General features: G+C 64.4%; 25 protein-coding genes. 11 read left to right on the top strand and 14 right to left on the bottom strand.

Features of this window, described 5'->3' with window-relative positions; all coding sequences use genetic code 11:
- Positions 1 to 37: 37 nt before the first annotated feature.
- The 6 genes from AC07Y0_RS02105 to trhO all read left to right on the top strand — a co-directional run bounded on the left by AC07Y0_RS02105 (position 38) and on the right by trhO (position 4084).
- The gene (locus AC07Y0_RS02105; RefSeq protein ID WP_498680160.1) at positions 38 to 526 is read left to right on the top strand and encodes a CYTH domain-containing protein; all 489 of its coding nucleotides are present in this window, start codon (positions 38 to 40) and stop codon (positions 524 to 526) included.
- Complete coding sequence (locus tag AC07Y0_RS02100) at positions 510 to 1421, top strand: CHAD domain-containing protein (RefSeq protein WP_498674076.1); 912 nt, start codon at positions 510 to 512, stop codon at positions 1419 to 1421. The genes AC07Y0_RS02105 and AC07Y0_RS02100 overlap by 17 nt, the downstream gene beginning before the upstream one ends.
- 47 nt (positions 1422 to 1468) lie before the next feature.
- On the top strand, positions 1469 to 2164 hold the full coding sequence (locus AC07Y0_RS02095; RefSeq protein WP_498674075.1) for a helix-turn-helix transcriptional regulator: 696 nt from the start codon (positions 1469 to 1471) through the stop codon (positions 2162 to 2164).
- 62 nt (positions 2165 to 2226) lie between these two features.
- Positions 2227 to 2592: a VOC family protein gene (locus AC07Y0_RS02090; protein WP_498674073.1), complete on the top strand. Its 366-nt coding sequence runs from the start codon at positions 2227 to 2229 to the stop codon at positions 2590 to 2592.
- 3 nt (positions 2593 to 2595) lie between these two features.
- Positions 2596 to 3069: an EVE domain-containing protein gene (locus tag AC07Y0_RS02085; protein WP_498674069.1), complete on the top strand. Its 474-nt coding sequence runs from the start codon at positions 2596 to 2598 to the stop codon at positions 3067 to 3069.
- Between the two features lie 70 nt (positions 3070 to 3139).
- Positions 3140 to 4084 (top strand): oxygen-dependent tRNA uridine(34) hydroxylase TrhO, encoded by a 945-nt coding sequence (gene trhO / locus AC07Y0_RS02080; protein WP_498674067.1) that lies wholly within the window; start codon positions 3140 to 3142, stop codon positions 4082 to 4084.
- 27 nt (positions 4085 to 4111) lie between these two features.
- Here trhO and AC07Y0_RS02075 read toward each other — a convergent pair whose 3' ends face one another.
- From AC07Y0_RS02075 to AC07Y0_RS02055, 5 genes are all read right to left on the bottom strand, one after another.
- Entirely contained in the window at positions 4112 to 5509 is a 1398-nt protein-coding gene (locus tag AC07Y0_RS02075; RefSeq protein ID WP_498674065.1) for an MATE family efflux transporter, read from the bottom strand.
- Positions 5510 to 5761: 252 nt separating this feature from the next.
- Positions 5762 to 6541: a MetQ/NlpA family ABC transporter substrate-binding protein gene (locus AC07Y0_RS02070; RefSeq protein ID WP_498674063.1), complete on the bottom strand. Its 780-nt coding sequence runs from the start codon at positions 6539 to 6541 to the stop codon at positions 5762 to 5764.
- 36 nt (positions 6542 to 6577) lie between these two features.
- Positions 6578 to 7246, bottom strand: coding sequence for a methionine ABC transporter permease (locus AC07Y0_RS02065; RefSeq protein ID WP_498674062.1), 669 nt, complete (start codon positions 7244 to 7246; stop codon positions 6578 to 6580).
- Positions 7236 to 8276, bottom strand: coding sequence for a methionine ABC transporter ATP-binding protein (locus tag AC07Y0_RS02060; protein ID WP_498680159.1), 1041 nt, complete (start codon positions 8274 to 8276; stop codon positions 7236 to 7238). The genes AC07Y0_RS02065 and AC07Y0_RS02060 overlap by 11 nt, the downstream gene beginning before the upstream one ends.
- 475 nt (positions 8277 to 8751) lie before the next feature.
- Positions 8752 to 9384, bottom strand: a complete 633-nt coding sequence (locus AC07Y0_RS02055; protein ID WP_498674061.1) for an NAD(P)H-dependent oxidoreductase — start codon at positions 9382 to 9384, stop codon at positions 8752 to 8754.
- A gap of 167 nt (positions 9385 to 9551) precedes the next feature.
- Here AC07Y0_RS02055 and AC07Y0_RS02050 point away from each other — a divergent pair, with 167 nt between their 5' ends.
- The gene (locus tag AC07Y0_RS02050) at positions 9552 to 9950 is read left to right on the top strand and encodes a winged helix-turn-helix transcriptional regulator (RefSeq protein ID WP_498674058.1); all 399 of its coding nucleotides are present in this window, start codon (positions 9552 to 9554) and stop codon (positions 9948 to 9950) included.
- Between the two features lie 44 nt (positions 9951 to 9994).
- Here the strand turns inward: AC07Y0_RS02050 and AC07Y0_RS02045 are convergent, their stop codons facing one another.
- Complete coding sequence (locus AC07Y0_RS02045) at positions 9995 to 11368, bottom strand: GH1 family beta-glucosidase (RefSeq protein ID WP_498674056.1); 1374 nt, start codon at positions 11366 to 11368, stop codon at positions 9995 to 9997.
- Positions 11369 to 11689: 321 nt separating this feature from the next.
- Between AC07Y0_RS02045 and AC07Y0_RS02040 the strand changes: the two genes are divergently transcribed.
- Both AC07Y0_RS02040 and AC07Y0_RS02035 read left to right on the top strand, forming a co-directional pair.
- Complete coding sequence (locus AC07Y0_RS02040) at positions 11690 to 12547, top strand: helix-turn-helix domain-containing protein (RefSeq protein WP_498674054.1); 858 nt, start codon at positions 11690 to 11692, stop codon at positions 12545 to 12547.
- Between the two features lie 105 nt (positions 12548 to 12652).
- A complete protein-coding gene (locus AC07Y0_RS02035; RefSeq protein ID WP_498674052.1) occupies positions 12653 to 13081 on the top strand; it encodes a nuclear transport factor 2 family protein in 429 nt (142 codons plus the stop codon).
- A 156-nt stretch (positions 13082 to 13237) separates the two neighbouring features.
- On the opposite strand, the gene AC07Y0_RS02030 is transcribed toward AC07Y0_RS02035, so the two are convergent.
- The 5 genes from AC07Y0_RS02030 to AC07Y0_RS02010 all read right to left on the bottom strand — a co-directional run bounded on the left by AC07Y0_RS02030 (position 13238) and on the right by AC07Y0_RS02010 (position 19462).
- Positions 13238 to 14407, bottom strand: a complete 1170-nt coding sequence (locus AC07Y0_RS02030; protein ID WP_498674050.1) for a Gfo/Idh/MocA family protein — start codon at positions 14405 to 14407, stop codon at positions 13238 to 13240.
- A 193-nt stretch (positions 14408 to 14600) separates the two neighbouring features.
- The gene (locus AC07Y0_RS02025) at positions 14601 to 15653 is read right to left on the bottom strand and encodes a sugar phosphate isomerase/epimerase family protein (protein WP_498674049.1); all 1053 of its coding nucleotides are present in this window, start codon (positions 15651 to 15653) and stop codon (positions 14601 to 14603) included.
- A 141-nt stretch (positions 15654 to 15794) separates the two neighbouring features.
- Entirely contained in the window at positions 15795 to 16748 is a 954-nt protein-coding gene (locus AC07Y0_RS02020; protein ID WP_498674048.1) for a substrate-binding domain-containing protein, read from the bottom strand.
- Between the two features lie 70 nt (positions 16749 to 16818).
- A complete protein-coding gene (locus AC07Y0_RS02015; protein ID WP_498674046.1) occupies positions 16819 to 17829 on the bottom strand; it encodes an ABC transporter permease in 1011 nt (336 codons plus the stop codon).
- Positions 17830 to 17935: 106 nt separating this feature from the next.
- Complete coding sequence (locus AC07Y0_RS02010; protein ID WP_498674045.1) at positions 17936 to 19462, bottom strand: sugar ABC transporter ATP-binding protein; 1527 nt, start codon at positions 19460 to 19462, stop codon at positions 17936 to 17938.
- Between the two features lie 179 nt (positions 19463 to 19641).
- Here AC07Y0_RS02010 and AC07Y0_RS02005 point away from each other — a divergent pair, with 179 nt between their 5' ends.
- A complete protein-coding gene (locus AC07Y0_RS02005) occupies positions 19642 to 20664 on the top strand; it encodes a LacI family DNA-binding transcriptional regulator (protein ID WP_498674043.1) in 1023 nt (340 codons plus the stop codon).
- Between the two features lie 44 nt (positions 20665 to 20708).
- Positions 20709 to 21188, top strand: coding sequence for a GNAT family N-acetyltransferase (locus AC07Y0_RS02000; RefSeq protein WP_498674041.1), 480 nt, complete (start codon positions 20709 to 20711; stop codon positions 21186 to 21188).
- A 62-nt stretch (positions 21189 to 21250) separates the two neighbouring features.
- Here AC07Y0_RS02000 and xylA read toward each other — a convergent pair whose 3' ends face one another.
- The 3 genes from xylA to AC07Y0_RS01985 all read right to left on the bottom strand — a co-directional run bounded on the left by xylA (position 21251) and on the right by AC07Y0_RS01985 (position 25232).
- A complete protein-coding gene (xylA, locus tag AC07Y0_RS01995; RefSeq protein WP_498674039.1) occupies positions 21251 to 22561 on the bottom strand; it encodes a xylose isomerase in 1311 nt (436 codons plus the stop codon).
- A gap of 166 nt (positions 22562 to 22727) precedes the next feature.
- Positions 22728 to 24182, bottom strand: a complete 1455-nt coding sequence (gene xylB, locus AC07Y0_RS01990) for a xylulokinase (RefSeq protein ID WP_498674037.1) — start codon at positions 24180 to 24182, stop codon at positions 22728 to 22730.
- A gap of 24 nt (positions 24183 to 24206) precedes the next feature.
- Positions 24207 to 25232 (bottom strand): LacI family DNA-binding transcriptional regulator, encoded by a 1026-nt coding sequence (locus AC07Y0_RS01985; protein ID WP_498674036.1) that lies wholly within the window; start codon positions 25230 to 25232, stop codon positions 24207 to 24209.
- Positions 25233 to 25332: the final 100 nt, after the last annotated feature.

Genomic DNA, 25332 nt, shown 5'->3' with positions numbered 1-25332 from the left:
CGGTAGGGTGCTGGAGATTTTCACGATGGGCGGCGAGATGGCGAAAGAGATCGAGCGCAAGTTCCTGGTGATCAATGACAGCTGGCGCGACCGCGCCACGTCGGCGACCGCGATGCGTCAGGCCTATCTCTCGGTCAATTCCGATCGATCCATCCGCGTTCGCACGAGCAATGAGAAAACGGCGAAACTCACCATCAAGTTCGGCAAGACCGCTCTTGTTCGGGACGAGTTCGAATACGACATCCCGTTCGAAGAAGCGCTCGAGATGATCACCTTCGCGATCGGCAGCGTCATCGAAAAGGTTCGCTACACGGTCGATGTCGGCGGCTTCACCTGGGAGATCGACGTGTTCGAAGGCGCCTTCCAGGGGCTGGTCATCGCCGAGGTCGAAATGCGGTCGGAGCATGACCGTCCCGAACTGCCGGCCTGGCTCGGCCGCGAGGTGACCGGCGACCGCCGCTATTCCAACCAGGCGCTCGCCACCGAACGGTTGAAGCCCGAGGTCGTGCATGCCGTATCGAATTAGACCGGACCGCCCGTTCGGCGAGGAGGTCGTGGCCGTCGCGAGCGAACAGCTCGGACGGGCGATCGCGGCTCTGGAGGAACAGCCCGAAGGCCTGCACGAAGCCATCCACGAAGCCCGCAAGAAGTTCAAGCGGGTGCGCTCGCTCTACCGCCTGGTGGCCCTCGACCAGAAATCGTTCCGCGCTGCGGAGAACGCCCGGCTGCGCGACACCGCCCACACGCTATCCGTCGTCCGCGATGCCACGGCTTTGATCGAGACCGTCGTCTATCTCGAAAACCACGCGCTGAACGACGAGGAGAAAAACGCCCTCTCCCATGCGCGCGCCGCATTGACCGAAAGGCGCGACGCGCTGGCGCTCGCCGAAACCGATCTGCCGGACAAGGTCGCAGCCGCGATCTCGGCCTGCCACGACGCGATCGCCGCCCTGGAAACCACGTCCTTTCCCTCCAGCCCGCGCAAGGCCGCCAGGCTGCTGGCAAAGGGCTGGCGCAAGGGTCTCGGCCGCGGGCGCGCCGCCCGCGACGACTGCCACCGCAGTGTGCACGAGGAAGTCTTCCACGAACTGCGCAAGGCGGGCCAGGCCTATTGGATGAACCTCTCGCTGCTGCGCGGCATCTGGCCTTCGGCCATGCATGCCAAGCGCGCCGAGGCCAAGGCGCTGGTCGACACGCTGGGCCACGAGCACGACCTCGCCCTTCTCGCCGACCTTCTCGACCGGGAGACCGGACTGATCGGCGGCGGCGAGGAATTTTCCCACCTGCTCGGCGCCATCATCCGCCAGCAACAGGAACTGCGCCGGAATGCCCTGGCGCTCGCCGAGCGCATCTTTGGCGACACGCCGGAGCGCGAGGGCATGATCATCGAAGCCTTGTGGATCGCTGCGGCGACCGAATAAGCGTCACTGCTGACACTTTTTGACAGCAAGTCCTGTATGATCGCACAATGAGTCGCTCCGAACGCTTGCTGTCGCTCTTGCAGGTGCTGCGCCGCCACCGCCAGCCGGTGAGCGGAGCTGCGCTCGCGTCGGAACTTGGCATCTCTTTGCGCACCCTCTACCGCGACATCGCCACCCTGCAGGCGCAGGGGGCCAATATCGAGGGCGAGGCCGGCGTCGGCTACGTGCTGCGTCCCGGCTACATGCTGCCGCCACTGATGTTTTCCCGCGAGGAGATTGAGGCACTGGTCCTCGGCGCAAGGCTCGTGGCCCAGAGGGCCGACCCGGAGCTGGCGATCTCCGCCCGCGATGCGCTTGCCAAGATCACCGAAGTCCTGCCGGGCGATCTGCGCGAGGAACTCGCGGCGAGTACCCTGTTCGCGGGGCCGGGACTGCCTCTGCCGGAAGACCGCATCGACCTTGCCCGGCTGCGCGAGTTCATTCGCTCCGAGCAGATGATGAAGATCGCCTATCGCGACGAAAAAGGCTCCGCGACCGAGCGACTGATCTGGCCCTTTGCCCTTACCTTCTTCGAAGGCGCCCGTTTGGTCATTGCCTGGTGCACACTGCGCGGCGACTTTCGCAGCTTCCGAACCGACCGCATGGATCTCATGGAGGGGCCGCTCGGTCGCTATCCGAAGCGGCGGATGCAGTTGCTGAAGGCCTGGCGGCTGCAGCACGGCATTCCCGAGCGCATGTTCTAGGCTGCTGCCATTTTTTGGCAGCATGTCGGCGTAGGAATGGGCTCTCACCACAGGAGAGACCCATGACACCGAACCTCATCATCCTCTATGTCGCCGATCCGGACCGCAGCACCGCCTTCTACGAAAACGTGCTGGGCGTAGCACCGGTCGAACGCTCGCCGGCCTTTGCCATGTTCGTCTTCCCCGGCGGTATCAAGCTTGGTCTCTGGTCCAGGAAGGCCGTGGAGCCGGCAGTGACCGGCAGCACCGGCGCCTTCGAGATCGACGTGCCCCTGGCAAATGGCGCCGAGGTCGACACGGTCTTCGCCCGTCTGTCCGCTGCCGGTCACACGGTCCTGCAGGAGCCGACCGACATGGAATTCGGCCGCACCTTCATGCTGGCCGATCCCGACCAGAACCGCATCCGTTTCTACAATCCGCCGGTGTGACCGATGGCCTGGATCATCGTTGCCTCCGCCGACCACGTCGCAAGAGGGGTTGAAGGCGGGTTCGTCCAGGCCTGCCATGGAAAGGATGCGCCGCTCAGGCGCATCCGGACCGGCGAGACCGTGATCGCCTACTCCCCGGTGACGGTGTTCGGCGGCAAGGAACGCCTGCAGGCCTTCACCGCGATCGGAACGATCCGGGAGCGGGAACCCTATCGGGTCCAGATGAGCGCCACCTTCCATGCCTCCCGTTCCGACGTCGACTGGCGGCCGAGCCGGCCTGCTTCCATCCACCCCCTGCTCGACCGACTCGAACTCACCAAGGGCAAGCGCAATTGGGGCCAAGCCTTCCGCTTCGGCATCGTCAGGATTTCGGCGGAGGATGCCGGGATCATCGCCGCGGCGATGGCGGCACCACCTGTGGAGGGCGACATATGCCCGCCCAGGCAGGCTTCACTGCTTGCCCTGCTCGGCATTTGACAAAATTCAAAGTGTGGCCCATCGCGCGAAAATCGTTGCACAGCAGGGGCCGAGGCAGTATTCCCCGGCCATGACCGATGATTTCCAGACCCCTCGCCACGAAGAGGGCGGCGCCTTCTGCGTCGCCGCGCTCTATCACTTCGCCCGCTTCCCGCGCTTCGAGAGCTTTCGCGCGGAGCTCGATGCCGTCGCCCGCGAAAACGGCATCAAGGGCACGCTGCTGCTGGCCGCCGAGGGTATCAACGGCACGATCGCCGGCACCGACGAGGGCATAGCCAGGATCCTCGCCTTCATCCGCTCCCAGCCGGAATTTTCAGGCTTGGTGCACAAGGAAAGCCGCGCCGCGAAGATGCCCTTCCTGCGCATGAAGGTGCGGCTGAAGAAGGAAATCGTCACGATGGGCGTCGAGAATATCGACCCCAACAAGATCGTCGGCACCTATGTCGATCCGAAGGACTGGAACGCTCTGATCTCCGATCCGGAAACCATCGTCATCGACACCCGCAACGATTACGAAACGGCGATCGGCATCTTCAAGGGCGCCATCGACCCGAACATCAAGACCTTCCGCGAATTCCCCGACTGGATGCGCAACAATCCCGGCCTGCACAACAAGCCGAAGCTCGCCATGTACTGCACCGGCGGCATCCGCTGCGAGAAGTCGACGGCCTTCGCCAAGGAAATGGGCTTCGACGAGGTCTACCACCTCAAGGGTGGCATCCTCAAATATCTCGAGGAAGTGCCGGCGGAAGAAAGCCTATGGGACGGCGCTTGCTTCGTCTTCGACGAGCGCGTGTCGATCACCCACGGCCTGAAGCAGGGCGAACACACGCTCTGCCACGCCTGCCGCTATCCGCTGACGGCGGAAGAGGTGACGTCGCCGAAATTCGAGGAAGGCGTCTCCTGCCCGCACTGCTACGACAGCCGCACCGAGGCCGACCGCGACCGCTACCGTCAGCGGCAGATGCAGATCGCGCTCGCGAAGAAGCGCGGCGAAAGGCACATCGGCAGCTGATCGGGCGGCCGATGTGCGGCCCTCGCCTTACGGCTCCGGCTCCCGATCGCGCATGAGCAGCCCCCATGCCAGGCCGTGTTGCCTGGCTGTCTGCGCCAGCACCACGACAGCCAGAACCAGAAGCATCAGATCCGCTATCGGGATGGCGAACCAAATTCCCTGCTCGCCGAAGACCATCGCAAAGCCGATGATCAACGGGATCGTGAAGAGGTAGGGCTTCGACAATCCCAGGATCGCTGCCCGGCCGGCATCGCCGATCGCCTGGAAATAGCCGGTCAGCATGACGAGCGGACCCGAGACAACATACATCGCGACCATCACCGGCATGATCCGGGCGATCTCGCTCACGACCGCATCCTCGCTGACGAACAGCAGGCTGAGCGGCCGGATTGCGCCGACCAGGAGACATTCGACCGCAAGGCAATAGAGGAGCGCCGCCATCAGCCCGAACCGGAGGCTTTCGTTCGAGCGCCGCCAGAGCCTCGCGCCGACATTGTTGCCCACCATCGACTGCATCGCCTGGCTCATGCCCAGCAGCGGAAGATAGGCAAATGTCATGATCCGGGTGATGATGCCGTAGCCGGAAACGACCGCTTGGTATCGGTCGCCCGCCGAGACCTGCAACGCCGCAATGATCGTCGCCGATATCCCCGCAAGGCCGACGAAGCCGAGGCTCTGTGGCGCACCCAGAGAGACGATCCGGCGCCACGCCGTCGTCGGCCTGTGCCGCAGCAGCGCGGAAAGCCGGAGATCCGTCCGACCGACCAGGCGAAAGACGACGAGCAGGCAGAGCGCCATCCCTTGCGCCAGCGCCGTGCCAGAGGCGGAGCCCACCACTCCCCAGCCCAGTCCGACGATAAGGAGATAGTTGAAACCGATATTGGCGAGCGATACCACAAGGCTCATCGCTGCCATCAGTCCGGTCCGGCCCTCGCTGCGCAACGCATCAGCCTGGACCAAGAGCAGGAACTGCAAGGGTGAAGAGAAGACGATGGTCGCGGCAAAGGCGTAGGCCATCTGGTAAAGCACAGGCGATCCGTTGGCGAGGCGCAGAGTCAGGCGATCGCCGAAGACGATGAAACCGACAATCAGCAGGGCACTGATCGCCAGCGCGAGCATATGCGCCCCGGCAAAAACGCCTTGCGCCTCGTCAATCCGGCCTGCCCCGAGACTGCGCGCGAGCAGGCTGGACATGCCTGCGGATACCAGTGTCGCAAGGGCGACGATCAGCATGTAGACCGGAAACACGACAGTGACGGCGCCCACCGCCTCCGGGCCGACAAAGGCCCCAAGGAATATCGCATCGACGACGGTCAGGACGCCGTTCATGCTCATCACGAAGACTATGGGCAGCGCGGTTTTTGCGAACAGGCCGGAAATAGGCCCACTGAGATAGGCATTGTGGGTGGAGGTGCCAGACGACATCCCACGCTCCTCAAAAAGGCATTTCGCTCTGAAGGAGGGGGCTCGCATTGCCCGCGGCGCGAAATGCACAGAGGGTGAGAAATCGTCAAGGTCAGACCTTCACCGAGACACGTGTCCGCGAGCGGCAGGCGGCTGAAACCTGAAGGCTGCGTAACGTCGAATACCGAATACGTCAATGCGAATCAAAAGAGATCGGGCGGGCAATGGTTCTCTCCATCGCCCGCCCGTCATGAATCCGGGATTGCTGCCCGCTTACCAGCCGGCGACGACGGCGCCCTTGAACTCTTCGGCGACGAAGGCCTTGATCTCGTCGTTGTGGTAGGACTCGAGCAGGGTCTTCAGCCAGGCGGCGTCCTTGTCGGCCGCACGAACCGCGATGACGTTGACGTAGGGCGCCTTCTCACCTTCGATGGCGATCGAATCCGTCTTCGGATTGAGGCCGGCTTCGAGGGCGTAGTTCGTGTTGATCACCGAGACGTCGACGTCGTCGAGCGAGCGCGGCAGCTGGGCGGCGTCGAGTTCGACGAATTCAAGATTCTTCGGATTTTCGGTGACGTCCGCCGGACCGATCTTCAGGCCCTTGGCCGCATCGACCTTGATCAGGCCCTTGTCGGCCAGAACGAGCAGCGCGCGGCCGCCATTGGTCGGGTCGTTCGGGATCGATACCTTGGCGCCGTCGGTCAGTTCGTCGAGGCTCTTCACCTTCTTGGAATAGACGCCCATCGGGAAGTTGACGGTCGGGCCGACGCTGATGATTTCATAGCCGCGGTCGGCGATCTGGTTGTCGAGATAGGGCTGGTGCTGGAAGGAATTGGCGTTGAGGTCGCCGTCGGCCAGCGCCTGGTTCGGCACGACATAGTCCGAGAATTCGAGGATCTCGATGTCGAGGCCCTTCTTGGCGGCGACTTCCTTCACCTTTTCCATGATCTGCGCATGCGGGCCAGGGGTCACGCCGATCTTGATGCTTTCGGCCAGAGCCGCGCTTGCGGAAAAGAGGGCGGCGAAAGAGGCCGCGAGGATCAGTTTCTTCATGGAAATCACTCCTTGGGTTTTCTGAAGAGGGGGAATTCAGTTCTTGCGGCTGCGCTTGTCGAAGCGCCGCGCCAGATGGTCGCCGGCGCTCTGCACCGCCTGCACCAGGACGATCAGCACCACGACCACCGCCAGCATGACGTCGGGCATGAAGCGCTGGTAGCCGTAGCGGATGCCGAGATCGCCGAGCCCGCCGCCGCCGACCGCACCGACCATGGCCGAGAAGCCGATCAGGCTGACGAGCGTCAGGGTCAGCGCCAGCACGATGCCGGGCCGCGCTTCGGCCAGAAGCACCTTGCTGACGATCTGCAGCGGCGTCGCGCCCATGGCGCGGGCGGCCTCGATCAGCCCCTTGTCCACTTCGCGGATCGCCGCCTCGATCAGGCGCGCGACGAAGGGAATGGTGGCGACGGTGAGCGGCACGATCGCGGCAATCGTGCCGATCGAGGTGCCGGTAACGAACCGGGTGAAGGGGATGATCGCCACCACCAGGATGATGAAGGGCGTCGAGCGCGCCGCATTGACCACCAGGCCGACGATCCGGTTGATCGTCGGGGCGGCAAAAAGCTCGCCCCTTCCGCTGGTGGCGAGGAAGACGCCGATCGGCAGGCCGACCAGCGTGCCGATGACGCCGGCCATGGCGACCATCTGGAGGGTCTGCCACAGCGCCTTTACGAGCAGGTTGAAGAGCATATCAAACGCCATAGCCGATCACCTCCGTGGTCAGTCCGGTTTCGGTATAGAAGCGTTGCGCCCGCGCAAGCGTTGCCGGATCGGCGGGATAGGAGACCACCAGCGAGCCGAAGGGCTCGCCGGCAATGTCGTCGATGGCGCCGGCCAGGATGTTGACGTCGGCGCCGAGCTCGGCCACCAGCCGCGCGGTCAGAGGCTGGAATGCCGTCTCGCCGAAGAAGATCAGCCGCACGAGCGCCCGGTCGCCCGGCGACGGTTCGGCTTTGAGATCCGAGCGGATCCACTCGGGCAGCTTCGCCCCGATCGAGGCCGACAGCAGCGCCTGCGTGGTTTCGTGTTTCGGCGCGGTGAAGACGTCGAAGGTCCGGCCATGCTCGACAATCAGGCCACGGTCGATCACGGCCACCTGCGAGGCGATGGTCTTCACCACTTCCATCTCGTGGGTGATCAGGAGCACGGTCAGGCCCAAATCGCGGTTGATGGTCTTCAGCAGTTCGAGGATCGACTGCGTCGTTTCCGGGTCGAGCGCCGAGGTCGCCTCGTCGGAGAGCAGCAGCTTCGGCTCTGTGGCAAGCGCCCGGGCAATGCCGACGCGTTGCTTCTGCCCGCCGGACAGTTCCGCCGGATAACGGTCGGCCTTGTCGGAAAGTCCGACCAGGTCCATCAGCGGCCTGACGCGCTGGTCGATCGTCTTCCTGTCGAGACCGGCGATCTCCAGCGGCAGGGCGATATTGTCATGCACGGTGCGCGAGGACAGCAGGTTGAAATGCTGGAAGATCATGCCGACTTCGCGGCGCAGCGCACGAAGGGCTGCATCGTCAAGCGCGCCGACATCGACGCCGTCGACCAGCACCTTGCCGGACGAGGGAATTTCAAGGCCGTTGACCAGCCGGATCAACGTTGACTTGCCCGCGCCGGAGCGGCCAATGATGCCGGTGATCGAGCCCCTCGGCACGACATAGTCAACGCCCGCCAGTGCCGTGAAGGCCGGCTGGCCCTTGGCGCCGCCGAAATGCTTGGTCACGCCCTCAAAGGCGACCATGGGATTGAGGACGGTCGGTGTTCTTTCGGCAGCCGCGCTCATCGGAAGCCTCCTGTCGAGGCGTCGCGCGGATTCGGTCGGTGGGTCATGCTAGTCTCTTCGGTGATCGCCGCTCAAAAGGCGGCCAAGATGGCAGGATGTCGGACGGTCTATCGCGACATACACATTCGGACGGTTCGGCGCCGATCTAGCATCTTTGGTTTCACCTTTTCAAACCCGCGAAACGCAGGTCAGCCATGCGTCGCAGAAAACTGATCCGCTTATGCCATCGGCGGCCCCAGCGGAACAGAGAGGTTTTTCCCCGGAATCCCCCTGCACGCGGAAAATTCGTCCAAGCAGCAAACCACCGGTCACCGGCCTTTGGGTGCACGGCGGACCAAGAAGGCCAGAGGATAGGGCGGCCTGCCCGCCCGAAGGCGGCATCGCTCCATCGACCTTCGGCGTGCCGGGCCGCAAGCCCGGCACGCCGCATCGCTTACTTCACTTCGGAGATGAAGCTTTCCTTGGGGCGGCGCACCTTCTTGAGGTTCACCAGCCAATCGCCTTCAGCCTGGCGATAGCCGAGCGGCATGATCGTCACCGAACGCAGGCCCCGTTCGCGAAGGCCCAGGATCTCGTCGAGCTTGGCGGCATCGAAGCCCTCCATCGGCGTGGCATCGACACCTTCGAAGGCGGCGGCGGTCAGGCCGATGCCGAATCCGATATAGGCCTGGCGTGCGGCATGTTCGAAGTTCACCTGCGGATCGCGCGGCGGATAGGTGTCGAGCAGCATCTTACGATAGTTCTCCCAGCCTTCGTTGGAGAAGCCGCGTTCCGCATTCACGAGGTCGAACATGCCGTTGATGCGCTCGGGCGTGTAATTGTCCCAGGCGGCAAAGACGAGAAGATGCGACCCTTCCGTGACCTGGGCCTGGTTCCACGCGATCTCGCGGATCTTCGCCTTGGTGTCCGGATTCTTGACCACGATCACTTCATAGGGCTGCAGACCGCTCGAGGTCGGCGCAAGCCGAATGGCTTCGAGGATGCGCTGAACCTTGTCTTCGGATACCGGCTTGGAGGGGTCCATCTTCTTCGTGGCATAGCGCCAGTTGAGTTTGTCGAGGAGCATGGGAGGGTGCCTTTCCTGGTTGCCCGCGCGCGCCCTTTCCAAGCCTTGGGAGGTCGGCCGGAAGCGGACCGCAAATGCGGTATTGATTAGTAACCAGGTGTAAATAGGGAACTTGAAATCTTCAGCAAGAAGGCACATTTTTGTAACCGAAGAATGGGGGAGGCAGGATGCCGAAACACTACGACCCGGCGAAATGCCAGACGGTCAGCGAAATGCTGTCGCGCATCGGCAACAAGTGGAGCGTGCTGGTCATCATGATTTTGGGCGATGGCCCGGCCCGGTTCAGCGATCTCAAGCGCGCTGTCGTGGGTGTCTCGCAGCGCATGCTGACGCTGACGCTGCGGGCGCTGGAGCGCGATGGCCTGGTGAAGCGCAGTGTCTATCCCACAGTCCCGCCGCGGGTCGAATATGAGCTGACCGAACTTGGCCAGTCGCTGCGCGAACCGATTCAGGCCATGGGCGGCTGGGTGTTCGCCAATCACGACAAGATTCACGCGGCCCGTGCCGAGTTCGACAAGCGACACGCCGCCGAGCGCCCCGATCAGAAGCTGGTCAAGCTGGCCTGAGGCCCGGCAAAGCCGCTGGCCGCCCTTGAGAGACGCGCAAGGACTCACACCGTCTTGTGGTTGCCCTTCGGAAACTGTGCCGCGAGCGCGCTATACCACTTGCCGCTCTTCTTCACGGTGCGCACCTGGGTGTCGTAGTCGACATGGACGAGGCCGAAGCGCATCTTGTAGCCCTGCGCCCATTCGAAATTGTCCATCAGGCTCCAGGCGAAATAGCCGCGCATCGGATAGCCGTCCTTGATCAGGTCGGCGACGATGCTGAGGTGCTCGGCGTAGTAGTCGAGGCGCGGCTGGTCGTCGACCTCGCCGTTCTCGACTTCCATGTTGTAGCAGGCGCCATTCTCGGTGATGTAACAGACCGGCAGCTCGTAACGCTTGTAGAGGCCCTCGACCAGCGACTTCAGCGCCGGCGCATAGACCTCCCAGCCGATATCGGTCTTGACCTCGGAGACCGGCGGCGCGTCGACGGTTGCCGGGAATTCCGCCCCCGGCGTCGGATCGTCGGCGACCCGCAACGGCGTGTAGTAGTTGAAGCCCCACCAGTCGAGCTTCTGGCTGATGATCTCCATGTCGCCATCTTCGATCTTCGGCAGACGGGAGCCCAGCGCCGACAGGAAATCCGCCGGATAGGCGCCCTTGAACACCGGATCGAAGAAGACGCCGTTGTGGAACTGGAAGGCCCGCTCGGCCGCGGCCTTGTCCGCAGCGCTATCGGAACCGGGTACGACCGAATGGGCATTCAGCACCAGCCCGACCAGCACCTGCGGCGCCACCTGGCGGATGGCGTCGACGCCGAGGCCGTGCGCGAGATTGGTGTAGTGCAGGGCGTGGAGTGCTGCGTCCATGTTCTTCTCGCCCGGCGCATGCACGCCGTAGAGGTGGGAGAGCCACACCGAGCACCAGGGCTCGTTGAAGGTCGCCACCGCGTCGAGCCGATCGCCGAGCCGGGCCATGACGATCTTGGCATAGCGCTGGAAGGCGTAGGCGGTCGAACGCGCGGTCCAGCCGCCGTCGCCCATCAGCGCCAACGGCAGGTCCCAATGGTAGAGCGTGGCAAAGGCCTTGATACCGCGATCCTTCAGGCCGTCGATCAGCTTGTCGTAGAAATCGAGGCCCTTCTCGTTGATCCTTCCGGTCCCCTCGGGGATGATCCGCGGCCAGGCGATCGAGAAGCGATAGGCCGAAACGCCCATTGCCTTGATCAGGTCGAGATCCTCTTCCCAGCGATGGTAGTGATCGCAGGCCACGTCGCCGTTGTGCCGGCCATAGACGCGGCCCGGCATGTTGGAAAACGCATCCCAGATCGACGGCTTTCGCCCATCGGCCTTGGACGCCCCTTCGATCTGGAACGAGGCGGTCGCCACACCAAAGGTGAAATCGCCGGGGAAGCGTTCGGCAAGCGACTTGGGATCAATCATGGCTGGTCTCATCCAGGCTATGCATCTGGCGCAGATCACGGCAGCGGGATGCAGGAACTTTGTCCAAGGCGGTTTAACCCATGTTCAGTTCGGGGTGAAGAGCCCGATGCACAATTCTGCAACGTTGCAGATTCGGGGTGTTGCCGGAACATCGTCAGCGCCTCGCTTCGAGATGGTCATCCCTGGCCGATTGTCCCCCGGCACCGGCTCAGATCCCTCGCGAGCGCATCCCAACTGGACCTCGCCTTCCAGGCTCTGTACCCTGGCCGCATGACCAGCAAGGAAAGCGACAGCGCGCAAACGGTCCCGCCGGGTGCAGACGTGCAGACGCGGCACGTGGGCTCCGGCGGCGTCACCCTGACGCGCCTGCGCCACTCGGACTTCGAGACCCTGCAGCCGGCGCTTCCCGACTACACCTTTTCGATATTGCTGGCCGGCCGTTCCCGACCCTGGCGCGACATCGGCGACGGATTGGTGGTTCCGAAGGGCGCGGAAGGATACCGGCATCAGGGTGCGGGTATCCTGACCCCTGCCGACACCTCCGCTCTCTGGCGGGTCGAGGGCAATCACGACTGCCTGATCTTCTCCTTCCCGAAGGACATGGTGGCACGCATGCTCGAAGAGTTCACGCCGACGGGCGCAACCTCGCTCGACCGGCTGACCGGGCACGTCGTGCAGGATCCGATCTTCGCCGCCGTCTCGACCGCGCTCTGGAAGGAAGACATTGGGGCGGGAGCGGACGGCATCGGCCGCGCCTATGGCGACCATGGTGTCGCGCTTGTTCTTGCGCAGCTCGCCCAGGAAGCGGAGCGAAACCCGTCCCTTGATACTGCTCGGCAGGCGAAAGAGCGCCTGTCACCAGCCAGCCTGAGGCGGACGATCGACTATATGCGCTCGAGAGTGACGAACGATCCGAGCCTCGAGGAGATCGCGGCTGCGGCAGGATTGAGCCAGTTCCATTTCCTGCGCGCGTTCAAGGCCTCCACGGGGCGGACGCCGTTTCAATGGCTGCAGGACTTCCGCATCGAACTCGCCTGCGGCTTGCTGGCGGCCACCGACATGCCCCTCGCACAGCTCGCCCTGGACGTGGGCTTCAAGAACCAGAGCCATTTCACCAACGTCTTTCGCGGAGCGACCGGAACGACGCCGGCGCAATGGCGTGCGCGGGCACGCGCATAGTTTTCGCAATGGCAGGCAATGGGCCGCAACCAGCGGAAAGAATGAGGCCTCCAGATCCCCTAGGGAACACGCATCGGCACCGATGCCGCCCGAAGGAGATTTGTCATGCAAGCCAACACAGCACGGGATAACTCGGCTGAGAACCACCCCTGCCCGCTCGATGTCGTGCGCGCAGTCTACCGGGCCTATGCCGGCCGCGACCTGCCCGCCATCCAGGCTCTCTACCATCCCGACTGCGAAATCTACCAGTCCGACCTCCTGCCCTGGGGCGGCGAATATCGCGGCCACGCCGGCCTGCAGCAGTTCTTCATCCGCCTGACCGGCACGATCGACACCCAGATCGTCGACGAGCAACTCTTCCAGGCAGGCGACCGCGTGGTGAGCATCGGCCGCACACGGGGCAAGGCTCTCGCGACGGGCCGGCAATTCGAGCTTGCCGCGGTCCATGTCTACACAGTGCGCGAGGGAACGATCCGCCGCTACGAAGCCTATGTCGACACCCCCGCCATGCTCTCGGCCTGCGCACCGGACTGACCGGTCAGATTTGCCTCGGCATCTCCAGAATCTGCCTACGTCCCTTCGGTCACCCTCCTCCGCACCGGCGGGGAGAAGCGGGGAGCAAGCCAGTTGCTCCCGTGGTGAGGGCAGTGCGGGCGAGGAGAGCTTGCGCTCGGCCCCACGAGCGTAACGTCACACCTTGACCCAAGCCCCGTTGCTCTTCGACGAGGCCACGCAGGCCTCGACGAAGGCAACGCCTTTGACGCCGTCGTCGATGGTCGGGTAGACGACCGCCGGATCGACGGCCGTGCCGGCCTTGGCGGCATTGATGGCGGCTGCCGCCTCCGTGTAGATCGTGGCGAAGGCTTCGAGATAGCCTTCCGGATGGCCGCCGGGAATACGCGTGACGCGCTGCGCCGAGGCTCCGGCACCCGCACCTCCGCGCGTGATCAACTGTTTCGGCTCGCCGAGCCGGGTGAACCACAGATAGTTCGGATCGGCCTGCACCCATTCGATGCCGGCCTTGGTACCGTAGACCCGGACCTTCAGCCCGTTCTCGTGGCCGACTGCCACCTGGCTGCACCACAGCAGCCCCTTGGCGCCGCCCTTGAACCGCAGCATCACATGGGCATTGTCGTCGAGCTTGCGGCCGGCGACGAAGGTGTGCACGTCGGCGGCAAGTTCCTCGATTTCGAGGCCGGAGATGAAGCAGCCGAGATTATAGGCATGGGTGCCGATGTCGCCGGTCGAGCCGCCGGCGCCCGACTGCTTGGGATCCGTGCGCCAGGCTGCCTGCTTCTGGCCGGTCTGCTCGATCGGCTCGGCCAGCCAGTCCTGCGGATACTCCATCTGCACCAGGCGGATTTCGCCCAGTTCGCCGGACCGCACCAGTTCGCGCGCATGACGCGCCATCGGATATCCGGTGTAGTTGTGGGAGAGCACGAACAGCGCCTTGGACTGGTCGGCCACCGCCTTCAGCTTTTTCGCATCCTCCAGATTGGACGTCAGCGGCTTGTCGCAGATGACGTGGATGCCGCGCTCGAGAAAGGCCTTGGCCGCCGGATAGTGCACATGGTTGGGCGTGACGATCGACACGGCCTCGATGCCGTCCGGCCGGGCCGCTTCCTTCTCGGCCATCTCCTCGAACGAGCCGTAGCAGCGCTCCGGATCAAGCCCCAGTTCGCGGCCAGAGGCCAGCGATTTCTCCGCCGTCGACGACAGCGCGCCGGCCACGAGATCGAAATGATCGTCGATGCGCGCCGCCATGCGATGCACGCCGCCGATGAAGGCGCCGGAACCGCCGCCCACCATGCCGAGCCTGATCTTCTGCGTCCGCGCTTCCGTCTTTCCTTCAATTGCCATGAAATACCTCCTGGAAAAATCTGATGTGGTGGAGCTGCCCCTCATCCGGCTGCCGCCACCTTCTCCCCGCAAGCGGGGGAGAAGGACCTGTGCGGCACCGTCGCGCCGATGCTGTTCACCCGGGGCTGGAAGGGGCAAGTCCCCTCTCCCCGCACGCGGGGAGAGGGCTAGGGTGAGAGGCGAACGCCGCCTCTCAAAGCCCGAGCATGCGCCGGTTGGCGGCATCGTCGGTGCCGCCGGCGGCGAAGTCGTCGAAGGCGTGGTCCGTGACCCGGATGATGTGGTGCTTGACGAACTCGGCGCCTTCGCGGGCACCGTCTTCCGGGTGCTTGAGTGCGCATTCCCATTCGACCACGGCCCAGCCGTCGAAGTCATTGGCGGCCATCTTCGAGAAGATCGCGCCGAAATCGACCTGGCCGTCGCCGAGCGAGCGGAAGCGCCCTGCCCGGTTCACCCAGCTCTGGTAGCCGCCATAGACGCCCTGCCGGCCGGTCGGATTGAACTCCGCGTCCTTGACGTGGAACATCTTGATCCGGTCCTTGTAGATGTCGATGTGGTCGAGATAGTCGAGGCACTGGAGCACGTAGTGCGACGGATCGTAGAGCATGTTGGCCCGGGTGTGCCCGCCGACGCGCTCGAGGAACATCTCGAAGGTCACGCCGTCATGCAGGTCCTCGCCCGGATGGATCTCATAGGCGACGTCGACCCCCTGGGAATCGGCATAGTCGAGGATCGGCTTCCAGCGCCTGGCCAGTTCGTCGAAGGCTGTCTCGACGAGACCAGCCGGCCGCTGCGGCCAGGGATAGAAATAGGGCCATGCCAGCGCCCCGGAAAAGGTCGCATGGGCATTGATGCCGAGATTGTTGGACGCCTTGAGCGCATACTTGACCTGTTGCACGGCCCATTCCTGCCGCGCCTTGGGATTGCCGCGCACTTCCGGTGCGGCAAAGCCGTCGAACGCCTCGTCATAGGCCGGATGCACGGCGACCAGCTGGCCCTGCAGATGGGTCGAAAGCTCGGTGATCTCGACGCCGTTCTGGCGCGCCACACCGGCGAGTTCGTCGCAGTAGGTCTTGGATTCGGCCGCCTTTTTCAGGTCGATCAACTGTCCGGCCCAGGTCGGCACCTGCACGCCGAGATAGCCCGCGTCCGCCGCCCATTTGGTGATCGCATCCCAGGAATTGAAAGGTGCGGCATCGCCAGCAAACTGGCCGAGAAAGATCGCCGGCCCCTTGATCGTCTTCATGAATTCTCCTCCCAAAGTCTTCCTGCAACGTTTCAGTCACGATTACAGGAGATGCAAAATCGATACAACGGCGATGATGACGGCGGCGAAAATCTGCCCGGGAAAACCGGGCAGATCGCTGCGTCTGGCAGATGCCGCTGGTCAGAACGGCGAGTCCGGGAAGTAGTAGTTCTTGGCATTGTCCGGCGTGATCAGGGTCGCGTCCAGCGTGTAGGTGCCGTGGACCGGAACCTGGTCGTAGATCGCGGCCGCGGTCAGCTCCATCGCGGTGCCGACCATCGACGGCGGATAGAGCACGTTGACCGGCACCATCTTGTCGCCGTCCATGACCTTCTTGATCATGTCCTTCGAACCCGCGCCGCCGATGATGTACTGGATGTCGGTGCGCTTGGCCTGTTCGATGGCCTGCAGTACGCCGACAGCCATGTCGTCGTCCTGGCACCAGACCACGTCGATCTTCGGATACTTGGTCAGGTAGTCCTGCATGACCTTGAAGGCGTCGTCACGGTTCCAGTTGCCGAACTGGCGGTCGAGGATCTTGACGTTCGAGCCGGCAATGCCCTTATCGAAGCCGTCCTGGCGCTGCTGGTCGATCGGGATCGGCATGCCGCGGATGACGACCACTTCGGCATCCGGCGTGTTCTTGGCGATATACTGGCCGGCGACTTCGCCGAGCGCCGGATTGTTGCCGGCGACGTAGAGGTCGCGCACCGTGTTGTCGTTGACGGAGGGCGCACGGTCGACGATCGTGACGAAATGGCCTTTGTTCTTCACTTCCTTGATCGCGTTGACCAGCGGGTCCGGGTCGGTCGGCAGGATGACGAGCGCGTCGATGCCCTGGATCTCGAGATCCTGCACGGCGTTCGCCTGGGTGGCAGGATCGGCCGAGGTCTTGACGATGACGTTGAGGCCGGGATGTTCCTTCATCAGCAGTTCGGCGACGCGGTTGGCGTGGTAGACGACACCGGCGGTCCAGCCGTGGTCGGCGGCCGGAATGGAGACGCCGATCGTCTTCGTCTCCTGCGCCTCGGCGGCGGTGAAGATCGACGCCAGTGCCGTCATGGCGACGGCAAGGCCGAGCAGTTTCTTGTGCATTGGTTTCCTCCCAAGATGTCCAGGGTCTCGTTGATGGACGGACCGGGCGACCCTCCTGCCCGGCCGCGGTTCACGCCTTGCGCGCCAACGACCGCTGGACGAGCATCGCGATGATGATGATCGTGCCCTGGATGGCGCCGATCAGATATTCGGAGATGAAGTTGGAGAGCAGCATGATGTTGCCGACGAGTTCCAGGATGAAGGCGCCGCAGATCGTGCTCCACACCCGGCCGGCGCCACCTTTCAGCGCCGTGCCGCCGACGACGACCGCGGTGATTGCCTGCAATTCCCAGAGGATGCCGGTGGTCGCCGAGGTCGAGCCGAGACGCGGCACGTAGAGAAGCACGGCGATCGCCACGCAGAGCCCCTGGATGATGAAGGCGATGGTGCGCACCCGGTCGACCGCGATGCCGGAATAGCGCGCGACGTCGCGATTGGAGCCGACGGCGACCACATGCCGGCCGTAGCGCATGCGGTAAAGCACGAAGGCGGCGATCGCGGTCACGACGAGGATGATGAAGATCGGCACCGGCAGACCGAGGATCGAGCCGAAATAGACCGGCCGATACATTTCCTGCTGTGCCGGATCGCGCAGCGTGATCGCCCCGCCCTGCGAGAGCCAGGTCGTCAGGCCGCGGTAGATCCCCATGGTGCCGAGCGTCGCGATGAAGGGCTCGATCTTGCCGACCGTGGTAATCAGGCCGTTCACCAGCCCGCACAGCGATCCGATGACGACGGTGAGAAGCATGGCAACGGCAATCATCATGCCTGGATCGGCAATCACACCCGAATTCATGAACAGGATCATCAGGCTGGCGACGAAGGCCACCATCGAGCCGACGGAGAGATCGAGGTCACCGGACGAGATGACGAAGGTCGCGCCGACCGCGATGATGGCGATGAAGGCCGAGCGGGTGGCGACATTGGCGAGGTTGGTGAGGCCGATGAAATTCGGATTGACCATCGCCCCGATGATCAGCAGCAGGAGCAGGGCGGCAAAGGGCGCGACCGCTCTCAAGTCCACGTCCCGCCATGTGCGGCGGCCACGGATTTCGGTTGCGCTCTCGGTCTCGGTCGTCATTGTCTCTCGTCTCCTCCGGCAGCCTGCCCAAGTCGGCGGCTGCGCCGTCCCATGTCTCTTGTCCAAGCCCGGTCTTGCCGCCGGGCCTTTTCGCAGAAACGTTCTGTCAGCTCGCCATCTGGCGTTTCAGGCCCGCGGCGTAGCGCATGATGGTCTGCTCGTTGATCTCCTCGCCTTCCAGCATGCCAACCATGCGACCTTCACGCATGACGGCGACGCGGGTGCACAGCCCGATCACTTCCGGCATCTCCGAGGAGATGACGATGATCGAGCGGCCCTCGCGGGCAAGTGCTGCGATGAAATGGTAGATCTGCTGCTTGGTGCCGACATCGATGCCGCGCGTCGGCTCGTCGATGACGATCACCTGCGGCTCGATCTCCATGATCTTGGCGAGCAGCAGCTTCTGCTGGTTGCCCCCCGACATGCGGCCAACCTTGATCCTGTCGTCGCGCACCCGGATGTCGAAGCGGCGCTTGGCCCGGGCCATGGCCCTGGCTTCGCTCGCCGGATCGAGATAGATATGCTTGAGATGCCGCTCCATGGATTGCAGCGTCAGGTTGGCGGTCATCCCCTCGCCGAGCAGCAGCCCCTTGCCCTTGCGGTCCTTGGTCATATAGGCGAGCCCGCGGCGGTTCGCCTCGCGGAAATCCTGCGGCTCGAGCACGGCACCCTTCAGCCAGACCTGCCCCGACAGGCGCGGGCGCAGGCCCGCGACCGCCTCCATCAGTTCCGTGCGGCCCGACCCGATCAGGCCGGAAAAGCCCAGCACCTCGCCGCGCCTCAGCTCGAAGCTCGCATTCTTGACGAAGCCGGTGGAGAGACCCTTGACCGACAGCACGACCTCTTCGTCGACATCCGGCTCGTGCTTGTTGGGATAGAGGCTCGACAACTCGCGCCCGACCATCAGCTGGGCGATCGCCTCGCCGTCCAGCGCAGAGGTCGGCGCGGTCTTCACCCACTGTCCGTCGCGCAACACGGTCACCCGGTCGGTCAGCTCCATGACTTCATCGAGCTTGTGCGACACGAAGACGAAACTCGTGCCCCCGGCCCGCAGCTTGCGCACCTGGTCGAACAGCACCTCGGTTTCCTCGCGCGACAGCACGGCCGTCGGCTCGTCCATGAACACGATGCGCGCCCGGCGGCTGATCGCCTTGGCGATCTCCACCATCTGCTTGTCGGCCACGGCGAGCGAGCTGATCAGCGCATTCTCGTCGATCCGCGAGCCGAGCTGGTCGAGCACGCGGCGCGTCTCTGCCCGCATGTGCTTGCGATCGAGCATGCCGAAACGGGTGACCTCGCGGCCAAGGAAGAGGCTCTCGGTGACGGTCAGGTGGTCGGCGAGGTTGAATTCCTGGTGGATGAGCACGATGCCGAGCGCCTCGGCCGCGCCGTTGGGCGGCAGGATGACCGGCTCGCCGTCAAGCAGGATGGTGCCGGAGCTTGCCTGTTCGAAGCCCGACAGGATCTTGACCAGCGTGGACTTGCCCGCGCCATTCTCGCCCATCAGCGCGTGCACCTCGCCCGGCAACACGTCGAAATCCACGCTGAACAGCACCTGGACGTCGCCGAAAGATTTCGAGATTCGCTCCGCCGCGAGCACGGGTGCGCGCGCAGAGTCCCCAACTGATGTCATGCAAGCCTCCCCGCGGCTCCTCAACCGCTCCTGGGATTTTGTGTAAACCTTTACATTGCCAATGTAAAGGTTTACATCACTGCATCATGGGGGTAAAAGCCACCCCATCGGCTTTCGCAGTCGCAACACAGACGATAATCTCTCCAGCGATTCCAGACGGATAGGGGGATGGTGTCCGCGTGCAGAACTCAGCACCAGCGACGATCGAGGATGTTGCGCGCCTGGCCGAGGTGTCGATCGCGACGGTGAGCCGTGCGATCCACACGCCCGACAAGGTCGCCAAGTCGACGCGCCAGCGGGTGAACCAAGCAATCGCGATCACCGGCTACACGACCAATGCCATGGCGCGCTCGCTGCGCATGGGCCGGTCGAACATGATCCTCATCCTGGCGCCGGACATCGGTGATCCGAACTTCTCCTCCACGCTGATCGGGCTGGAGAACGAGGCCCGCGCCCATGGTTTTGGCGTTCTCATCGGCCACACCCAGAACGACCCCGAGCGCGGCCTTGAATATCTGAAGTTCCTGAGTTCCGGCCAGGCGACCGGCCTAGTGCTGTTCACCGGCCACGAGCCCTTTGGCCACCAGGTCGCCGGCACCCGGCTGCCGCCGACGGTCGCCGTGTTCGAACCCGTTTTCGGCTCGAAGATATCCTATGTCGGCGTCGATGATGTCGCCGGTGCCCGGAAGGCCGCCGAACACCTGCTCTCCGCGGGCCATCGCCGCATCGCCTTCATCGGCGACAGCCGAACCCGCCTCGGCCACCAGCGCCGCCGTCATGGCTATGATCTCGCGCTCGACGCGGCGCGCATCGTGCCGGAGAACCGCATCGTGGTCGAGGGCGAAGGCACGATCGAAAGCGGCCGCCTGGCGGTCGAGCAGCTCTTCATGCGCGACACGCTGCCGACCGCCTTCATGTGCGTCAACGACGCCACCGCCATCGGCGTGATCAACGGGCTCAATGCGCGCGGCTACGACCTGCCGAAGGATTTTTCCGTCATCGGCTTCGACGACGTGCCGCAGGCGACCTATCTCAACCCGGCGCTCACCACCATCCGCCAACCCCGCACCGCGATCGGCAAACAGGCCATGGCACTGCTGCTCGCCCAGCTCGCCGAGCGCCCGACCGAGCGCCGCGAAATCCTGCTGATGCCGGATTTGATCGTGCGCGGTTCGGTGACTGGACCGGCGGCCAGACGCTAGGCGCCCCCGGGTCGGATGGACCATCGAACAAGGAGGAAGGCTCGATGTCTTTGGAGATCCGCCCGGCCACGATACAGGATGCGGGCGCAATGGCCGAACTTCTCAACGAAATCGTCGCGATCGGAGGAACCACGGCCTATGCCGAGCCTTTTGACGAGGCCGGCATCGTCGATACCTTCATCACGCCTCGGTTCGCCATCAGCTGCTTCGTCGCCGTGAACGGTTCGAAGATCGTGGGTTTCCAGTCGCTCGAATGGGCCGATCCCGAATGGACCGGCGACGATCCCTTGCCCTCCGACTGGGCGATCATCGCGACCTACGTGGATCCACACGCGCACAAGATGGGCATAGGGCGGTCGTTGTTTGCCGAAACGGCCAGCGCGGCGAAGGCGGCCGGCGCCACCTTCATCGATGCGACGATCCGGCGGGAGAACAAGGGCGGCCAGGCCTACTACCAGGCAATGGGCTTTCGCGATTATCGGGACGCTACGGCAACCATATCCAAGCGCTATTCACTGGGTTGAATGGCCCGATCCGCCGCCGGGCGGAGCCCTCTCCCCGCAAGCGGAGAGAGGGCCTGTTGCTGTTAGACGTAGCGGTTGACCACGTTCTCCAGATACTCCTGCCGGCCCGACTTCGGTTCCGGATTGACGTTACCGTCCTCGACCATTTTTGTGATCGCTTCCAGCGACAGCTCGCCGCGCAGCATGCGCTGTGCCTCGGGGCTGTCCCAGTTTGCGTAGCGCTCTTCCAGCGGCTTCGACAGCGCGCCGTCCTCGATCATCTTCGCCGCCGCCTTCAGGCCACGGGCGCAGCAGTCCATGCCGCCGATATGGCCGTAGAGCAGGTCGGCCGGATCGAGCGACTGGCGGCGCAGCTTGGCGTCGAAATTGGTGCCGCCGGTCTGGAAGCCGCCGCCCGACAGGACGTGGTAATAGGCCAGCGCCATTTCCGGCACGTTGTTGGGGAACTGGTCGGTGTCCCAGCCCGACTGGTAGTCGTTGCGGTTCATGTCGATCGAGCCGAAGATGCCGAAGGCGTTCGCCATGGCGATCTCGTGCTCGAAGGAATGGCCGGCCAGGATCGCGTGGCCCTGCTCGATATTGACCTTGACCTCGTTTTCCAGCCCGTTCTTCTGCAGGAAGGCGTAGACGGTCGCGACGTCGTAGTCGTACTGGTGCTTGGTCGGCTCCTGCGGCTTCGGCTCGATCAGGATCGTGCCCTTGAAGCCGGTCTTGTACTTGTACTCGACGACAAGGTTGAGGAACCGGCCGAGCTGGCTCAGCTCGCGCTTCAGGTCGGTGTTGAGCAGGGTCTCGTAGCCCTCGCGCCCGCCCCACAGCACGTAGTTCTCGCCGCCCAGCCGCTGGGTGGCGTCCATGCAGGTCTTCACGGTCGCCGCCGAGAAGGCGAAGACGTCCGGGTCCGGATTGGTGGCGGCCCCAGACATGAAGCGGCGGTTGGAGAACAGGTTCGCCGTGCCCCAGAGCAGCCTGACGCCCGTCTCGGCCTGCTTCTTCTCGAAATAGTCGACGATCTCGTTGAGGTTCCTGGTGTTCTCGGCGAAGGTCCGACCCTCGGGCCGCACGTCGGCGTCATGGAAGCAGTAATAGGGAACGCCGAGCAGCTGGTAGAATTCGAAGGCGACGTCGGCCTTCATCTTTGCCGCTTCCATCGTGTCGGAGAACCACGGCCGCTCGAAGGTCTGCCCGCCGAACGGATCGCCGCCCGGCCAGGTGAAGGTATGCCAGTAGGCCACCGCGAAGCGCAGATGGTCTTCCATCCGCTTGCCGAGCACCACTTCGTCGGGATTGTAATGGTGGAAGGCGAGCGGATTGGTGCTGTCCGGGCCTTCATACTCGACCTTGGCGATATCGCCGAAGAAGCCTGTCGTCATGGGTATTTCCTCCTGGTTCGTGTTCGAATGCTGTGAAAGTCGCATTTCTGGCTCCCCCCTCACCCTGCCCTCTCCCCGGTGGGGAGAGGAGGGCCTCGGCGCTTGCCGCAGATCTCTTCTCCCCATCGGGGAGAAGGTGCCGGCAGGCGGATGAGGGGGCTCCGTGTCAATGAGCCAGCGATTTGATCGCCGGATAAAGCGACCGGTAGCGCCCGTAGGCCTCCTCGTAGGCACCGGCGAGCGCCGTGACGGGTTCGACCGTCTCGGCCGTCTTCGGTGCCGTGCAGACGGAAAGCGGGTCTGCGCCCGTCGCGGCGATCAGCCCGAGCCGTGCCGCACCGAAGGCCGCGCCGAAATCGCCGTCGGCCGGAATGTCGACCGGAAGGCCGAGCGCCGTTGCGATCGAGGCCAGCCAGTAGCGCGAGCGCGAACCGCCACCGATCGCCGTCACCCGGGAGATATGGGTGCCCGCCGACCTCAACGCCTCGAGATTGTCGCGGATAGCGAAGGTAACCCCCTCGAGCACGGCCTGCGTCAGCACCTCGCGCGAACTTTCATGGCCAAGGCCGATGAAAGCGCCGCGGATCTTCGCGTCGTTGTGCGGGGTGCGCTCGCCCGAGAGGTAGGGCAGGAAGGTGACGCTGCCCGGCGCCTTCAGATCGTTGCCAAGGTCGCCGGTGAGTTCTCCGGCCGCCTTGCCGGTGATGCCGCTCAGCCAGTTCAGCGCGTCGGTCGCCGAGAGAATGACGCCCATCTGGTGCCAGGTGTTCGGCAGCGCGTGACAGAAGGCATGCACGGCGCTCTCCGGCTTCGGCAGATAGGAGCCGTTGGCTGCGAAGAGCACGCCGGAGGTGCCGAGCGAGACGAAGGCCTGGCCTTCCGCGACCGTGCCCATGCCGCAGGCGGAAGCTGCATTGTCGCCGGCGCCGCCGGCGATGGTCACGCCGCTCGCCATGCCCCATTCGGCGGCCAGTTGGTGACGCAGCGTTCCGGCCGGATCGGTGCCCTCGACGAGCCCCGGCATCTGCCGCTCGGAAAGCCCGGTCGCGTCCAGCAGTTCTGCCGACCAGCGGCGCGCGCCCGTATCGAGCCAGGCGGTTCCGGCCGAATCCGACATGTCGGAGAGATATTGGCCGGTCAGCCACAGGCGCAGGAAATCCTTCGGAAGCAGAACCTTGGCCACCCGGGCAAAGACGTCCGGCTCGTTCTTCGCCACCCAGGCGAGTTTCGGTGCAGTGAAGCCCGGAAAGACGATATTGCCGGTGATGGCGCGGAAGCGCGGATCGGCATCCATCTCCGCCGCCTCGACATGGCTGCGCGTGTCGTTCCACAGGATGCAGGGGCGAAGCACCTGATCCGCCGCATCGATCAGCGTGGCGCCATGCATATGGCCGGAAAGGCCGATGCCCTTGACGACGGAAAGCGCTGGGCCATGCGCAGCCTTCAGCGCGCCCACGGCTTTCCGCGTCGCCCGGATCCAGTCGAGCGGCTCCTGCTCCGACCAGCCGGGATGCGGACGCGAAACATCGAGCGCCGCATTGGCGACGCCCACCACCCGCTGGTTCTCGTCGATCAGCATGGCCTTCACACCCGAGGTGCCGAGGTCTAGCCCCAGATACATGTCGTCTCTCCTATTTCCCGCCCTTCACGGCAGGTTGTCCTTCAAGAAAATGTCGATGCGGATGCGTTCCTGCGCCGCCAGAAGCGGCAGGCCGTCGGCCTTGGCCTTCAGCACCCGGATGGCGCTGCGCACCTCGTGGCCGGCGTCCTGGTTGAGCACCGCGTCGATCAGACCGTCGGTCAGCGCGTTTCGCGTCGTGCCGGTCAGTTCATGGGCGATCACCGCCGGGCGCCGCTCGAACCTGGCCTTGCCAAGCGCTGCCACGAGACCACGATTGCCGGCGCCGAGGCTGTAGATTCCGAGAATGTCGCCGCGCTCGCGAAAGAGATCGGTGAGCCGGCTCTCGACAAGCGCCGGATCGTCGCGCCCCTCGATGACCTCGAGCAACGAAAGATGCGGATATTCGGCGGCCATGACCGAACGGAATCCTTCCAGGCGCTCGCGATGGTCGCGCACCAGCATGGAGCCGGCCAGAACCGCGATCGAACCGCGCCTGTCGCCGACGAAACGTCCGAGCAGGCTCGCCGCCGTTCGGCCGGCGGCCAGATTGTCGATGCCGGCGAAATGGACCCGCCGCGATGCCGGCAGGTCGGAAACCAGCGTCACCACCGGAATGCCCGCCTCCACCAGCCGGTCGACGGCACCCGCTACCTCCGGCGCGTCGACGGCGACGAGCGCCACGCCGGCCGGCCGGTCGTCCGCCAGTGCGTCCAGCGTCTGGACAAGGGCGGCCGCATCGAAGGGCGGCACCTTGAGGATGCGGATATCTGTCCGCTCCGAGGGCGAGCGCGCCACGGCATCATGCACCGCCGCCTCCACCTCACGCATGAAGGAATTGTCGTTGGAAGGCAGGATGAAGGTCAGCGGATAGACGCGCCCCTTGGCGAGATTGGCAGCCGCCACGTCCCGCACGAAACCGAGCGTCGCGACGGCAGCCTCCACCCTGCCGCGGGTGCGGGCGCTCACGCCCGGCCGGCGGTTGAGCACCCGGTCGACGGTGGCAAGGCTCACGCCCGCGGCGGCTGCGATGTCGTGCACGGTCGGCTTCATGTTTCCTCCGAGCGGACTCCTAGCGCAGGTTCCGAGGTACGTAAATCATTTTCTGATGTACGTACCTCATCTTTTCTTTCATGCAACAACGAAAAGGACC

The organism is Allorhizobium sp. GW101-3B10 (assembly GCF_059424725.1).
The sequence above is the reverse complement of the archived record's forward strand: the minus strand, read 5'-3'. Positions and strand labels throughout refer to the sequence as shown.